The sequence below is a fragment of the Streptomyces sp. NPDC085900 genome (genome assembly GCF_044540925.1).
In the GTDB taxonomy this organism is placed as follows: Bacteria; Actinomycetota; Actinomycetes; order Streptomycetales; family Streptomycetaceae; genus Streptomyces; species Streptomyces gilvifuscus.
The window spans coordinates 223,465-238,031 of the sequence record NZ_JBITSP010000005.1 but is presented as its reverse complement, the minus strand read 5'-3'; the positions used below and the strand labels follow the sequence as shown (position 1 = coordinate 238,031).

The window sequence follows — 14,567 nt, the reverse complement described above, 5'->3', positions numbered from 1 at the left end:
CCGGCTGTCACGCTCGACGGCACCGCGGACGGCACCGCGGACCCGGGAACGGGGCTTCCCCGCCGGTCACCGGACCGGACGATCACCTGTCGAGCGCGGCACTGTGGATCGCTCTGCGCTGGCTCGCTGTGGTGTCACCCCAGATACCGTCCGTCTCGCCGTGACGGATGGCCCAGTCCCGGCAGTCGAGCAGCACCGGGCACCGCCGGCACACCGCCCGAGCGCGCGCTGTTGCGCGGTCCGTCTCGGCCAGCGGGAAGAACAGCTCGGGGTCCTCACCGACGCACAGCGCCTGCAGGCGCCAGGCAGAGTGTTGATACTCGAGCCAGGGTGAACGCCTCATACCGCACCTCCGCGGTCTCATCAGGGCACAGGTCTGATCGCGACATAAGCCGCGATCCCGGCAGAGGTGGTCGGAATCCTATGTCACACGCCGACGAAAGGCTATAGCGTGCATTCTCGACATCGTGGCTGTGGTGGACGCTGAGTCTCCTCCCAGCGAGGGCGCAGTCCGCTGGGCGGAACCCCGAGTGACAGCACCTGTCGGCGAAACCAGACTGCGCGGTGCGCGGCGGGCCGATGGATGCATCCGCATGATTCGCGCCCGTGCGCTGCACATGACCGACACGTCAGGACACGAGTCGAACGCGCGGGGGTGCGATGTCGGCAGCGAGCAGGGACGACTTATCGATCTGTGTGGGCCGTGAAGAGGAACTACGTGTGCTGAAGGAGGCGTTGGACGGGGCGCGAGACGGACACGGTACGACGGTCCTGCTGACCGGTGAGGACGGCATCGGCAAGACCAGGCTGGTGCGGGAGGCGGTGGAGATCGCCCGCGGCCGGGAGATGCGCGTGCTGCTCGGCCGGGGCAGTCCGGCCAGCCCCGTCGTGGCATTGCGGCCCTTCAGCGAGGCCCTGGCCTGTCTCTTCCGCGAGCTCTCGCGCGAGGGCGGAGGACCGGGCATCGGGACGCTGGGGCCGTATCGCACCGCACTGAGCCGTGTCGTGCCCGAGTACGAGCACTCTGGGCCGCCCACCGGGCCGCAGGACTCGCCTGTGGTCCTCGGCGAGTCGGTGCTGCGTCTGCTGTCCGTGGTCGGAGCGGGTTCGGGGAGCCTGCTCGTCCTGGAGGACCTGCACGACACCGATCCGGCGACGCTGGCCGTGGTGGAATACCTGGCGGACAACATCGCAGGTCAGGGCAGCGTTCTGGCGGTGACTTTCCGGTCCGGCTCGGGCGCGCCGGAGGACCTCGCCCGGACCCTGGCACGGCGTCGCGCCGGCACACTGCTGACCCTGGGCGCGCTGAGCCGGGCCGAGGTGGCGCGGCTCGCGGCGTCGTGCCTGGACATCGCCGTCGACAGGGTGCCGTACGACGTCGTGGAGCGGCTGTACCGGGACAGCAGCGGAAACCCTTTCGTCGCAGAGGAGTTGCTGCGCACCTTGGTCGACACCGGCGGGCTCGTGACCGGCCCGCAGGGGTGCCGGCTGTTGGCAGGAGTGCCTGGCCCCGTGCCTGCGGCGGTCGAGCACAGCATCGCGCGGCGGGCGGCACGGCTGGGCCCCGAAGGACACCGGCTGCTGTCCGCCGCGGCGGTGATCGGAGAAAGGTTCCCGGTGTCGGTGCTGCGCCAGGCCTGGGGGCTGTCCGAGGCGCAGCTGTTCGCGCGGCTGCGCGCGGCGGATGCGGCCGGGCTGATCACGCCGGACGGCCCTGCCGGCGGGTGGTACGGCTTTCGCGGTGCGCTGACCGCGCCGGCGCTGTTGGCGCGGCTCACCCCGGCGGACCGGGCCGCGCTCGCCCGCCGTACCGCCGAGGCGGCGGCCGAACTGCATCCGGGGCTGCCCGGCCGGTGGTGCTCCTTCGCCGCCGGACTGCGGCTCTCCGCCGGCGACCGGCCGGGAGCGGCGTCCTTGTTCGCCACCGCCGGGCGCCGGGCCCTGTCGGCGGGGCGGATCTCCATCGCCGTAGAACTGCTGGAGCGGGCGTGGGAGTTGCTCGGCGAGGGCGACGAACCGCGGGTCCGGGTCGATGTCCTCGACGAGCTGCTGGTCGCGCTGGCGGAGAATGGACGGATTGACCGTGGGCTTCGACTCGCGCCCACGCTCGACGAGTTGGAGGGACTCGGGGTGGCGGGGGTGCATGTGGCCCGGCTGCACACGCGGCTGGCCTGGCTGTGGCACGCCCACGGTCAGTCGATGGCCGCGCTGGCCCAAGTACGCGCCGGGCGCAGCGCGTTGGGCCCGGGTGCGGAGGACCGGCACACGGCCGGACTCGACGCGGTCGAGGCTCAGTTGACCATCCACACCGCCCCGTCGACGGCCGCTCGGCTCGCCGAGCAGGCCACGGTCAAGGCCGAGCGCACCGGGTTGCCGGCCGTCGCCTGCAGGGCCTGGCGGGTACGGGGTCAACTGGCTCTGCAGCAGGGCTCGCAGGAGGCGGCGTACTGCTTCACCCGGATGCGGACTCTCGCCGAGGCGCATGAGCTGCCCCTGTGGCGGATTCACGCCATGCTGCACCTGGCAGCACAGCGTTGGTTGGTGGACGGCGAGCGCGACGCGCTGCTCCGAGTGCGTCGACAGGCCCGGGACGTCGGGGCGCGGGCGGTGCGGACCTCCGCCGATCTCATGCTCGGGCTGGACCACGTGGTGCGGGGCGAGTACGCGCAGGCGCAGCAGCTCACCGAGGCCTACCGGGCGCGGGAGGAGCGGTCGAAGCTCACCGGCGAGGACGCGCACTGTCTGGTGGCGGTACGGGCCATCGGCGCGGCCCACCAGGGCAGGCACGCCCCGCTGGAAGTGCTTCTGGGCGCGGGCGGATCACCCTCGTCGTGGGCGTCGCTGGCCCAGGGCCTGGGCGGCGTCGTCCGGGCGCTGCTGGAGGAGGACCGCGAGCTGGCCCGGCTGACCCTGAAGCGGGCGGCGGCCGACGATGCCGTACGCCCGGCGCCGTACCCCCTGACCGGACAGTACGGGCTGGCCGTCCTCCTGGAGGCGCTGGACGCGGATCCCGACCCCCTGGGTGGGGCGGAGCCGGGTGAAGCCGGACGACTTCGCTGGAACCGGCAGTTCGTGGTGCTGGCCCGGGCCGTCCGGCTGGGGCGGCAGGGGCGGGGCGACGAAGCGGCCGATGCCGTGTCGGAGGCCCGGGCGCTGGCGAAGCCGTATCCGCCGGCCGCGCATCTGGGGCTGCGCCTGGTCGCCGAGGCCGCGCAGACGGACGGCTGGGGCGATCCAGTGCTCTGGCTGCGCGAGGCCGAACAGTACTTTCACGGGGCGGGAGTCGAGGCCGTCGCCGGGGCGTGCCGCAATCTGCTGCGACGTGCAGGTGCGGTGGTGCCCCGTCGCACCGGCCCCAACGGGCCGGTGGTCCCGGAGCCGCTCCGTCTGCTGGGTGTCACGCCACGGGAGTACGAGGTGCTGCGCCTGCTGGCCGACCGACTCGACAACCGCACGCTGGCCGCACGGCTGTTCATCTCGCCGCGCACGGTCGAGAAGCATGTCGCCAGCCTGATCAGCAAGACCGATCAGGGCAACCGGGCGGCGCTCAACGCGTATGCGGCTCGGCTGCGTCAGGTCGACGGATGACGACTGTCTGAGACAGGGGCGACGGCGGTCCTCAGCCGTCCGTCGGCCCCTCGTCCCGCCCGTCGACCACCTCGTCCACCTCGTCCGCCAGTGTCTTCTCCAGCCAGGCGACGACCGTCGAGGCCGTCTCGTCCGGTGCGGGCATCGTGATGCCGACCGCGTTCTCCCGTCGCCACAGCTCGAAGACCACCCGCTCCTGCGGCTCGACGACCGTATGACCGTCGGTCCGCAGTGTGGCGACATGGCGTCGCACGGGCTCCTTGGTCCACATGGCGCGGTTCATGTTCGGGAAGAACAGCACCGGGCGTTCGACGGCCAACAGGGCGGTCTGGGCCGGCGTCGCGGCCAGCCCGAGGGCCGCGGACGCGAGCGTGTTCGCGGTGGCCGGCAGCACGATGACGGCCGCGGAGCGCCTCGCGAACTCGACCGGGTTCAGGGCGGGATCATCGCTGGTGTAGCACTCGTCGGCGTGCCAGGCGACGAGTTGGGGCTGGACGAAGCGGGCGGCGTCGGCGGTGAGCAGGACCCGCAGGCCGAGGTCGATCTCCTGGCGCAACCACGTCAGGTACTGGGGCAGTTGGCTCGCCGCGCTGGACCCGCAGGCGATGACCGAGAGGGCGTCGTCTCGCATGCCCTTCACCCTGCGACGCCGCTTCCGCGTCCCGCATGGGGGTGCGGCCCCCATTCGTGGCCGTCGGCGGGCGGCCGAAGACGGGGGTCGTACCCCCATGCGCCGGCGACAGGTCGGGAGCCAGTGTGGGTGGCCGAGCCGCCCACCCGGCGGTGCTCCGCAGGATCGCCACCAGGTACCGGGGGAGGTGAAACCCATGAAGAAGATCACCGTTCGCAAGACCGGCTCCATCAAGCTCACGTCGTCCGCGTCGGCCTACACGTTCGTCGGCTGCTGACGCCGCCTGTCCGCACCCCTGTCCGCCGTGCCCCGGCGGCCGGGGGTGCGGCTCCTTCCGCAACGTAGCGCCGAGGAGGTCCGCGACGCCCATGCCGGCCATCGAATTCCACCCGTTGACCTTCGTCGACGAACGCGACGGCGTCGTGGTGGGACGCCCCGACACCGAGTCCTACGCCGTGCTGCCCCACGACGGCGCGGCCCTGCTGCGCCGGCTCGCCGCCGGCCACCCGGCCGACGAGGCGGCCCGGTGGTATCTGGGGGAGTTCGGTGAGCGCGTCGACATCGGCGACTTCGTCTCCACCCTGCGCGAGTTGGGCTTCGTCAGGGAGGGGCCGCAGCCGGCTGCCGTGCCGTCTCGGCTGCGGATGCTGCGGCTCGGCGCGTGGACGTTCTCCCCCGCGGCCTGGATCGCCTATACGGCGCTGGTCGTGACCTGCGTGGCCATGATGGTGACGCATCCTCGGGTACGGCCCCACGCGGACGCCGTGTTCTTCACACCGTCCCTCGTGGCGGTCCAACTGGTGCTGGCCCTGGCCCAGTTGCCGGCCGTCTCCTGGCACGAGTTCTTCCATGTCCTGGCCGGCCGCCGACTGGGGCTGCCCACGCGGCTGTCGGTGAGCCGGCGGCTGTTCTTCGTCGTGGTGGAGGCTCACCTCGACGGGCTGTACAGCGTTCCGCGCAAGAAGCGCTATCTGCCGTTCCTCGCGGGCATGCTCGCCGACGTCCTGCTGTTCAGCGGCCTCACCCTGGTGGGTGCCGCAGGATCGGGCTGGGCCTGCCGGTTGGCACTCGCCATCGCGTACACCGTTCTGCTGCGGCTCGTCTGGCAGTTCTACGTCTTCCTGCGCACCGACCTGTACTACGTGTTCACCACCCTCCTGGGCTGCGACGACCTGCACGGCGCCACCTCCGCCTACCTCCGGCGCAAGGCGCACCGGTTGCCGGGCCTGCGGCGCCTCACCGCCGATGCCGACGGCAACAGCGACACCGGCGCCGACTCCGCGTGGTCGGAGCGCGACCGCCGGATGGCGCCCTCATTCGCGCTGATCACCGTCGGAGGCGTCGGGTTCCTCGTGGCGACCGCCGTACTCGCCCTCGTCCCCCTGCTGGTGGGCTTCGTGACAAGGCTCGGCCCCGCGCTGGCGCACGGCACGGCGGACGGCGGCCGCTTCTGGGACTCCGCCACATCGGTCGGCCTGTTCGCCGCCGAGTTCACGCTCCTGATCCTGGTCGCTCGCCGCGAGGCGTCGCAGTCCGGTACCGACTCACGTTGAAGGAAGGCCCCATGAACACCCACCTGTGGCGCTCCGGCCCCCACGGACCAGGCGACGGACCGGCCGAGGTGACGGTCGGCTGTCACCGCCGGCTGCGCGGTCCGTACACCGGCGCTGGATCACTGGTCCGGGCGTTGGTCCCGGGCGTGTACGCGCGCTGGCCCGAGCTGGTGAAGGCGCACGCCATCGAGATCCTCTCGACGGCTCCGGAACTGAAGGACCGCATCGGTGCCGCGCCGGAGACCCTCACCTCCTTGGCCGTCCCCGAGGAGCGCACCCGTATCTACGCCGCCGCACGCACACGCCGACTCGCCCACGGGTTGGTCGAGTTCCTCCACTCGTACACGAATCTGCGGGGATCGGGGACGCTCAGCCTGTGCTTCACGGACGTCGACGAGGCCGACCACACCGACCAGGAATTCCTGGCCATCCTGCTCCGGCGCACCCACGGCATGCCGATCTCGGTCACCGTCGGCAGCCGGGGCGGTGACCTGCCGGACGAGCTGACCTCGGCCCTCGCGCGGTACGCGACCCGCATCACCCCTGCCGGCAACGCGTCCGCCACCCCGGCGCGCCGTGACCAGGGTGAGCTGCTGCACACGTACATCTCCTCGGACGGCACCTGCGACGACCCCGACGCGCTGGCCGCCTACGAAGCGGCCGAAGCGGGCCTGCGCGCCAGGCGGCACGACGAACGCGCCGCCGTGCTGCTGCGCGAGGGCGACTGGAGCCTGCGTCTCGGTGCCGTCCCGTACCACCTGGAACGGGGAACCGACCCCGCCGGAGCCGGTGGCGAGGCCCTGCACGAAGCCGTCTACTACGCCGCGGGCCTGGGCCTGTGGCACGCCGTGCTCGACTACGGCACTCGCGCCAGGGCCGTCATCGATCCCGAACAAGCCGAACGCTACTGGGACTTCAGCGGCAAGATGTCCTCGGCACTGGCGCTGCTGGGGCGCACGCGCGAGGCCGAGGAACTGTATCTGGAGGTGCGGGCCCGCTACGCCCTGCCCATGGCGCAGATGTTCACCGGCTACGCCCTGGCCATGCTCTACACCCGCATGCACCCGCCGGAACTGCGCGACCACCAGCTGGCCAAGAGCTACCTCAGCAACACGATCACCCTGGCCTCCCTGCTGCCCGAGGCCGAACAGCGCAGCTTCCACTCGGTCTTCCAGCGCAACGGCATGGCCCTGGTCGAGATGCACCTCGGCAACCTGCCCGAGGCCCTTCGCCTGGTGGACACGGGACTGAAGCGCCTGGACGCGGAGCTGCCGGCCGACCGGCACCGGCTGCACCGCTCCGTCCTGGTCCACAACCGGGGCCGGGTCCTGGCGGCGCTGGGCCGGCTCGAGGACGCGCTGGCGGACCTGACGACGGTGATCGCCCTCGACCCCAACTACCCCGACTACTACTTCGACCGGGCCGAGCTGCTGCACAAGCTGGGGGAGGATTCGGCCGCCCTGGCGGACTACGACACCGCGATCTCGCTCAGCCCCCCGTTCTGGGAAGTCCACTTCAACAGGGCCGACCTGCTGGCCTCGATGGGCGACGCGGAGGGTGCGATCGCCGACCTGCGGCGCGTGGTGGAACTCGAACCGGCCGAGCTCGACGCCCGCGTCAACCTCATCGGCCTGCTTCTGGAGACCGGGCAGGCCAAGGCGGTGGAGCCGCTGCTGGCCGAGGGCCTGCGGCTGGCTCCCGACGAGGCGCGGCTGCTGCAGGTGCGGGGCCAACTGGCCTGGGAGGCCGGTTCGGCCGAGGCCGCTCGTCATGACTTCGACCTGGCCCTGGCCGGCGACCCCGGCTGCGTCGCGGCCCTGGCAGGCCGTGCGGCGCTCGCCTTCGACTCCGGAGATGTCGAAACGGCACTGCGCGACCTGACCCGTGCCGTCGAGCTCCGACCGACCGACCCCGACCTTCGCTACAACCGCGGCTACGTGCACCAGGCCGCGGAACGGTGGCGGGCCGCGGTCGACGACTACACGCTCGCGCTCGACCTGCCCGGCGCCGACCAGGCCGAGCTGCTGCGTCAACGCGCCCAGTGCTACGGCGAGTTGGGCGACCATGAGGCGGAACGGGCCGACCTTGACGCGGCTCGCTCGGTGACCGGCTCGGCGATGTCGGCCGGTGCGGCATGAGCCGCCTCCCCCTGCGGCAGGACGCGACCGCGGCGCCATCCGCTCTCGACGAGCCGGATACTCCCCATGGTCCCGATGATCCCCACAGCTCGGACCGGTTCCACCGGTTCATGCGGACGTGGGCCACCGGCATCACCGTGGTCACCAGCCGACGTCAAGGGCGGTCGGTGGGCTGCACCGTGACCGCGTTCACCTCGGTGTCGCTCCAGCCGGCCCTGCTCCTGGTCTGCCTGGCCGACGGCAGCCGCACCCTCGCGACGCTCCGCGCGAGGGGCGTGTTCGCGGTCAACGTGCTCGGCGGCGACCAGACCGCGCTCGCCGGTCACTTCGCCACCGCGCCGGGCGACCGGTTCGCCACTGTCCCCCACCACCTCGTCGACGGCGTACCCCTGCTGGACGCGGCGCTGGCCACGGCCGTGTGCCGGGTGGAGCACGACTGGCCCGTGGCCGACCACACGCTGGTGCTCGGCCGGCCGAGCCACTACGGCGCTCTCCGCAAGGTGCCGCCCCTGATCCGCTTCGACGGCGCCAGCGGCCGGCTCGGCACCTTCACCTGAGCGCCCGGAGACGACCGCGATGCTCGGCCCGGCCCCTGGTCAGTTCTTGCCGGGAAGGGTGAGGAACCCCTCCGCCCGGGCGCTCGCCAGTCCGATCCGGGGAATGTCGCTGCTCCTCGCGAAGAGCAGGTAGCGGGGTTCCCATATCGGGCGGTACTTGGCGTTCGCGCGGTACAGGGACTCGATCTGCCACCAGCGGGAGAAGAACGTGAGCGTGGCGTGCCAGAGGCGCAGGACCGGTCCCGCGCCGAGTCGGGAGCCGCGTTCGAAGACCGAGCGGAACATCGCGAAGTTCAGGGAGACGCGGCGGATGTCCAGTTCGGCGGCGCGCAGGAGGAGTTCGACGACCATGAACTCCATCAGCCCGTTCTCGCAGGCGCGATCGCGGCGCATCAGGTCCAGGGACAGGCCGTGCTCCCCCCAGGGCACGAAGCTCAGCAGGGCCCGGGGGACGTCGTCGGCGTCGCGGCATTCCAGCATCACGCAACGCCCGTCGGACGGGTCGCCGAGGCGGCCCAGGGCCATGGAGAAGCCGCGTTCGGTGGCGCCGTCGCGCCAGTGGTCGGCGCGGTCGATGAGCAGCGCCATCTCGTCGGCCGGAATGTCCTCGTGGCGGCGGATGCGGACCGTGTAGCCGGCCCGGCGGACCCGGTTGTGGGCCTGCCGTACGACACGCATCGCGCGGCCTTCGAGGGTGAAGTCGGCGATGTCGACGATGGCCTCGTCGCCGAGTTCCAGGGCGTCCAGGCCGTGGCGGGCGTAGATCGTGCCCGCCTCTTCGCTCGCGCCCATCACCGCGGGCGTCCAGGCGTGCTGGCGGGCCTCGGTCAGCCAGGCGTCGATCGCTCCGGGCCAGGCCTCCGGGTCGCCGATCGGGTCGCCGGAGGCCAGGCTGACGCCGCCCACGACGCGGTAGGTGACCGCAGCCTTGCCGGTCGGGGAGAAGATCGCCGCCTTGTCGCGGCGCAGGGCGAAGTAGCCGAGCGAGTCGCGGGCTCCGTGCTTGTCCAGCAGGGCATGGAGCCGTTCCTCGTCCTCGGGGCCGAGCAGGCGGCGGCCGCGCGGGGAACGGAAGAGGGCGTACAGGACCAGGCAGAAGGCCGCCGCGAGGAGGATGTTGATGATGATGTCGGTCCAGCGGGGAGCGTGGACCGTGGAGACGCGGTCGGCGAGCGGGCCGACGCTGACGCCGCGCAGGAGCGTGTAGCCGAGCTCGTCGGCGAGGGTGGCCCCCGGGATCGTGTTCGTCGCGTGCACGAGGAGGGTGCCCAGGCCGCCGGTGACCACCAGGCCGCCCACGCCGACGGCCAGTGCCAGCTTCGGGTTGGAGGGGTCGCCCACCGCGTGGAACTCGCGCCGGCTGATCAGCAGCGCGGCGACGAACAGACCGGTGAGGGCGGCGGAGAGCCAGTTGAAGGCGTGGGCACGGTACTCGTGCTGGGTGAGCGCGAGGACGTACAGCACGAACAGGGGAGCGGACAGGGCGAGGTTGACGACCCAGGCCGCCCGTTTGCGGCGGCGCATCACCAGCACGAAGAAGATCGCCAGGGCAGCGGAGATCAGACCCGCGGTGGCCAGGTACGGCGTGAAGAACTGGCCGGAGTGGTGGGCGTGCTGCCGGTGCAGGTGCAGGGTGATACGGCCGTTGTTGTGCTCGTAGACCTCTTGCCGGAACGGGAGCGACATCACCGCCACTATGTTCAGTACGGCGATCACCCGCAGGTACCAGACGGTGGCGTCTGCGGCCCGTCGGCGCAGGCGGCTCGGCTGAGTGCCGGGGGTGCGCTGCGCGGCGGTCGGGCGCGGGGGTATCAGGGCGGACTGCTGTGAGGCCATGGTGAGCGACTACCTTGATGGCGGCTGGGGGGACGACGGCGGGGGAGTTGACCCTACACTCTGTAGGATATCGGTGCAGGTAAGGAAGGGGTTCGGCCCGAGTGCGGGAAACGGTGTGAATCCGGGGAGCGTGAAGTTACCGCTGTGCCCGCTCCACCCGCCAGCGCGCCGCCAGGATCCACGCCAGATTACCGATCGCCGTTCCCGCCACCACCGCCGCGACTATCACCCCGCCGGTGGCCAGCCCGTCGCTGAACAGGTGCGGGCGCCGGTCGAGGCTGTGCAGGCCGAAGCCGGACAGCTCGTACACGCCCTCCATCGTGATGAGCAGGCTCACGATCAGCACCGCCACCGTGGGGGCGACACTGCGGCGGGCCTCCTGCGTGTCCGTGCCCTGCATGAGTACCCCCGATGAGTTGACGATCCGGCGCGGCCGATGGGGCCCTACAATACGTAGGGCTCGGCCGTTCCGTTCGCCATGGGGTCCAGGAAGGCGCCGAGAGCGGCGTCAGCAGGCTGCAGCCGGTCCCGGCCCCCTCGGGTGCCACCGCAGGCATGATGTGGCCCATGACTCACACCGCTCGCCGTATGTTCGAGCTCCTGGAGCCGATCTGCCTCGTCACCTTCTTCGCCGACGAGTGCAACGAGGAACTGGCGGCGCTGGGCCACCGCACCTACTGGGACGGGTACTTCGCCAGCCGCGCCGCGCCACTGGGGCGGGTCCCCGCGGAGGTCGTCCACGCCGCCTTCTACAGCTTCGCCGACGGTGAGGTGGCGCGGCACATCCCGAGCGCATGGGAGACGATCCCGCCCGAAGCGTCCGTCGCCGCGCGGGAGCGAGGCAGCGCGGCCTCTCTCCGACGGATCCTCGGCGACGGGACGGCCGGCTCCCGGGGCCTGGCGCGCGCCGCCGATCTGACCACCAAAGCCGCCATGAGCGCGCCCATGGAAGGCCGGGTGATGTACGCGGGGATGCGCACCCTCCCGGTGCCGAGCGACCCGGTCGCCCGGCTGTGGCACTCCGCGACCATGCTGCGCGAGCACCGCGGTGACGGGCACGTCGCCGCACTCGTCGGCGCGCGCATCGGCGGAACCGAGGCCCACGTACTCTCCGCGCTGGCCCAGGGCATCCACCCTGCGGAGTCGTTCGGGCGCCTGCACCACCTGCCGAAGGCACGGCTGGCCGCGGTGATGAACGGCTTGCGCGAGCGCGGGCTCGTCGACGCCGACGGCCGGTTCACCGACGCCGGCCGTGCGACCGGACAGCGCATCGAAGCCCTGACCGACGAACTCGCCGCCCCGCCGTACGACGCCCTGTCGCCCGCGGAGCTCGACGAACTGGTCACCGAGCTCGAACCCATCACCGCGACATTGGTGGCGGCGGGCTCGCGGTGAGCCTCCGCCGTAACGGCATGTGGACCGACTGCATTCACCGGTCCAGAAGTCGTGTCCGCCAGTGGATGAGGCCTTGCGACAGGTCGCTGGTGCCGGGAGGAAGCCTGAGCAGGGTGGTGTCGATGTAGTGGAGGTAGAGCGGAACGAGGTCGGTGCGGAGGAGTTCGGTGAGGTGCACCGCCGGGTCAGGCTGGCCGTGGCGGGCGCGCGTCGCGGCTCGGACGAGGTCCTCGGCCACCGGTGAGGGGTGTGCGAGGTGGTGGCGGATGGCGTCGTCGGTGGATCCGCAGTCCGCGGTCGCGGCGGTGTAGAGGAACCTCAGGGGCAGCAGGACCGCCTTGGTGAACCGTCTGACGTCGCTCGCCAGGCGTTCGGGGTGATGGAACTCGGCCAGGACGGGGTCCGGCGCGAGCATCCGCAGCGCGAACCGGACGCTGTCGGTCACCAGCGTGTCGACGCCAGGCTGTCGGACGTCCTGGCGTACGTCCGCGCCCAGGAGCAATGTGCCGCTGTTCTTGAGGTCGAGCCGGTCGACGGCTGGGAACCTGCCGTCTTCGCGGTCCGTACGCAGAGCGGGCAAGGAGTTCCAGAACACCGACAGCCGTTGGTGGGAGCTGTCGCGCTCCTGGAGTTCGAGGGTCACACGGTGGACGGTCCGATCGTCGTCGTGGTGGCGGCCCGTCAGGACCAGCGCGAGGTCGATGTCGCTGACGGCGGGTGCGAACCCTCCGTGCGCGAGGCTTCCCAGGGCGTAGGCAGCGACGAGGCGGTCGGTGAAGGTCCGCTGGAACAGCCTCGCGCCGTCTTCGGCGATCCTGGTGGCGGAGTCGGTGTCGAGACTCCGCTGGGGGAGCGTGTTCATGCCCGTACGGCGGTGTCGCGGCGGGCGAGTTCGGCGATCCGGTCGGAGACCATGGTGATGATCTGCCAGGCGTGGTCGAGGAGTTCGGTGACCTCGCCGAGCCGCCAGTCCTGGCGCTCGGCGAGCAGGCGGTAGCCCATCTCGATGTGTTCCTCGTCCGCCTCGTCGTGCAGGGCGAAGTAGGCGTTGCCGGGGAATGCCAGGGAGCCGGCGTTGCTGAAGGTGAGGCTCCCGGCCTCCAGCACGAGGTGGGCCAGCACGACACGGTGCAGTCCGGGCAGGGTGCGGAACTGGTCGACGAACCAGGCGGCTCCGGCTTCGACGACGGGGTCCCATCCGGCGGTCCGGTCGGTGTGGTGGCTGTCCGCCAGGATGTCGTTGTGGCCGACCTCCTCCTGCTGGTGCTGCAGGGCGAGTTCCTTGAGCTGGGGGTCGGTCTCGAACGCCGCCCGCACACTGATCATCCGCTGGAACGCGTCCGACCACGGTGCCACATGGGCCAGTACGGCGTCCTTGGTGGCCGCCGGTGTCGTCGGGTCCTCCAGCAGGACGATCAGGTCGCTGATGCGGTACGCGCGGACGTGCTCCTCGTTCCTGTCGACGACTTCCCGGAGGGGCGCGGGCATGGTGGTCATAGGGAGTCGTCCTCCTGGAGGGTGTGCCGGGATGGCTGTGGCGGCGGGCCGGGCTGGGCGGGGTGTGGGGGGTAGACCGGAAACCTGAAGTAGACGGACACGTCGCCGTCGTGGCCCAGCGAGCGGTAGCTGACCAGCTCCTGCAGCCCCCGGCTCCGGTTCAGGGGCCGTGGCGCCAGGGCGTGCAGCAGGGCCTGGTGACGTCGTGGGTCGAGGCCCTCGTGCGCCATCAACGCGCCGATCCTGTCCGCGGCTTCCTCATCGGACGCGGTGAACGTGGACACCCGGAGATAGGTGGTCGACTCGTCGGCGCAGGAGGCGTCCGGCCGGAAGGCGAGGCAGGTCAGTGGGGCCTCTCCGGCGGCTTCGGGGTCCGTACCGAGCAGAGCGCGGAAAGCCGAGCGGGCCCTGTCCGGATCATGGGTCCGGGCGAGGGAGGCCATCTGCTCCAGTACGGCGACGCTGCCGGTGTGGTTGCGGTAGTAGACCTTGGCCCGGGCCCGCGCGCCGGCGTCCAGGTCGAGGGCGAAGAACTCCAGCTCGCGCTCGACTCCGTCCGCCTGTGTCGCTCGGGTCACCCGCGCTGAGGTGTCGGCCCAGGCGGTGCCCATGGCGAGACGTGCCATCGCCTCGCCCACCAGGGCGTGACGCTCCGTCAACTCCACGGCGTACAGCCCGAAATAGATCTTGAAGGCAGGAGGGCGGCCGGGCTTCCAGGCCAGGGAGTGCCACACGGGGATGGGCGCTGTCTCGTGACCCGCGCCCGGCGCGAACATGTCGGCCACTTTCCCGTAGCGGTCCAGGCAGACCAGTGGCTCCCCGGCCAACCGGTCCGTCAGCACCGCCGCGGCGGCTCGATTGGAGGCTGCGGTGATGGGCCGGGAGTTGCCGAGCGCCTCGAACAAGATGCGCAACTCCGGCCGCCCCCGGGACCACTTCACCGACATCTCCGCGGGGAAGCCGTCGTCTGCGACGTACGAGGGGAACGGCGGCGCCTGCCCGACGGGCAGATCGGCCCACGGCCGAAGAAGATCCCGCACCTGGTCCGTCACGGGCCCGCTGAGGGACTGCGGCAGGCCGAGCCCGTCGCACATCTCGCTCCAGCGCTCGCCCAGGAACCCACCGATGGAACGCCCTTCGCCCGAGAAGATGCTGTCCATTCACCCGTCCCTTCTCCGAGCGTGGCCGGGGGATGTCACAGGCCTTGCCGGCGTCCCGCGGAACAAGCACACGCGAACCGTTTAACCGCCGGTGCCGACAGCCCTCGCCGCGCCCGACGCGATCACCACTCTCCAGTCGCCCGAGCGCACGGACCATCTTTTCGACGAGCTTCGAAAGGGTGGCGCTGGACGGGGAGCGACGGGCTCGGTGG

General features: G+C 71.5%; 12 protein-coding genes. 5 read left to right on the top strand and 7 right to left on the bottom strand.

The window, feature by feature from the left end:
- Positions 1 to 82: 82 nt before the first annotated feature.
- Positions 83 to 343 (bottom strand): WhiB family transcriptional regulator, encoded by a 261-nt coding sequence (locus ACIGDI_RS19680; protein ID WP_399898113.1) that lies wholly within the window; start codon positions 341 to 343, stop codon positions 83 to 85.
- Between the two features lie 317 nt (positions 344 to 660).
- On the opposite strand from ACIGDI_RS19680, the gene ACIGDI_RS19675 reads away from it, so the two are divergent.
- A complete protein-coding gene (locus ACIGDI_RS19675; RefSeq protein ID WP_399898111.1) occupies positions 661 to 3,588 on the top strand; it encodes an AAA family ATPase in 2,928 nt (975 codons plus the stop codon).
- A 31-nt stretch (positions 3,589 to 3,619) separates the two neighbouring features.
- On the opposite strand, the gene ACIGDI_RS19670 is transcribed toward ACIGDI_RS19675, so the two are convergent.
- Entirely contained in the window at positions 3,620 to 4,219 is a 600-nt protein-coding gene (locus ACIGDI_RS19670; RefSeq protein WP_399898109.1) for a flavoprotein, read from the bottom strand.
- 368 nt (positions 4,220 to 4,587) lie between these two features.
- Here ACIGDI_RS19670 and ACIGDI_RS19665 point away from each other — a divergent pair, with 368 nt between their 5' ends.
- The 3 genes from ACIGDI_RS19665 to ACIGDI_RS19655 all read left to right on the top strand — a co-directional run bounded on the left by ACIGDI_RS19665 (position 4,588) and on the right by ACIGDI_RS19655 (position 8,467).
- Positions 4,588 to 5,772, top strand: a complete 1,185-nt coding sequence (locus ACIGDI_RS19665; protein ID WP_399898107.1) for a hypothetical protein — start codon at positions 4,588 to 4,590, stop codon at positions 5,770 to 5,772.
- 11 nt (positions 5,773 to 5,783) lie between these two features.
- The gene (locus ACIGDI_RS19660) at positions 5,784 to 7,910 is read left to right on the top strand and encodes a tetratricopeptide repeat protein (RefSeq protein WP_399898105.1); all 2,127 of its coding nucleotides are present in this window, start codon (positions 5,784 to 5,786) and stop codon (positions 7,908 to 7,910) included.
- A 110-nt stretch (positions 7,911 to 8,020) separates the two neighbouring features.
- Entirely contained in the window at positions 8,021 to 8,467 is a 447-nt protein-coding gene (locus ACIGDI_RS19655) for a flavin reductase family protein (protein ID WP_399898103.1), read from the top strand.
- A 39-nt stretch (positions 8,468 to 8,506) separates the two neighbouring features.
- Here the strand turns inward: ACIGDI_RS19655 and ACIGDI_RS19650 are convergent, their stop codons facing one another.
- Both ACIGDI_RS19650 and ACIGDI_RS19645 read right to left on the bottom strand, forming a co-directional pair.
- Entirely contained in the window at positions 8,507 to 10,303 is a 1,797-nt protein-coding gene (locus tag ACIGDI_RS19650) for a phosphatidylglycerol lysyltransferase domain-containing protein (RefSeq protein ID WP_390627644.1), read from the bottom strand.
- A gap of 136 nt (positions 10,304 to 10,439) precedes the next feature.
- Positions 10,440 to 10,703 (bottom strand): hypothetical protein, encoded by a 264-nt coding sequence (locus ACIGDI_RS19645; RefSeq protein ID WP_384816612.1) that lies wholly within the window; start codon positions 10,701 to 10,703, stop codon positions 10,440 to 10,442.
- 167 nt (positions 10,704 to 10,870) lie between these two features.
- Here ACIGDI_RS19645 and ACIGDI_RS19640 point away from each other — a divergent pair, with 167 nt between their 5' ends.
- On the top strand, positions 10,871 to 11,698 hold the full coding sequence (locus ACIGDI_RS19640; protein WP_399898100.1) for a MarR family transcriptional regulator: 828 nt from the start codon (positions 10,871 to 10,873) through the stop codon (positions 11,696 to 11,698).
- Between the two features lie 34 nt (positions 11,699 to 11,732).
- On the opposite strand, the gene ACIGDI_RS19635 is transcribed toward ACIGDI_RS19640, so the two are convergent.
- The 3 genes from ACIGDI_RS19635 to ACIGDI_RS19625 are packed head-to-tail and all read right to left on the bottom strand — an operon-like array spanning position 11,733 to position 14,355.
- On the bottom strand, positions 11,733 to 12,560 hold the full coding sequence (locus tag ACIGDI_RS19635; protein WP_399898098.1) for a hypothetical protein: 828 nt from the start codon (positions 12,558 to 12,560) through the stop codon (positions 11,733 to 11,735).
- Positions 12,557 to 13,195, bottom strand: a complete 639-nt coding sequence (locus ACIGDI_RS19630; RefSeq protein ID WP_399898096.1) for a hypothetical protein — start codon at positions 13,193 to 13,195, stop codon at positions 12,557 to 12,559. Before ACIGDI_RS19630 ends, ACIGDI_RS19635 begins: the two co-directional genes overlap by 4 nt.
- Entirely contained in the window at positions 13,192 to 14,355 is a 1,164-nt protein-coding gene (locus ACIGDI_RS19625) for a tryptophan dimethylallyltransferase family protein (protein ID WP_399898094.1), read from the bottom strand. The genes ACIGDI_RS19630 and ACIGDI_RS19625 overlap by 4 nt, the downstream gene beginning before the upstream one ends.
- Positions 14,356 to 14,567: the final 212 nt, after the last annotated feature.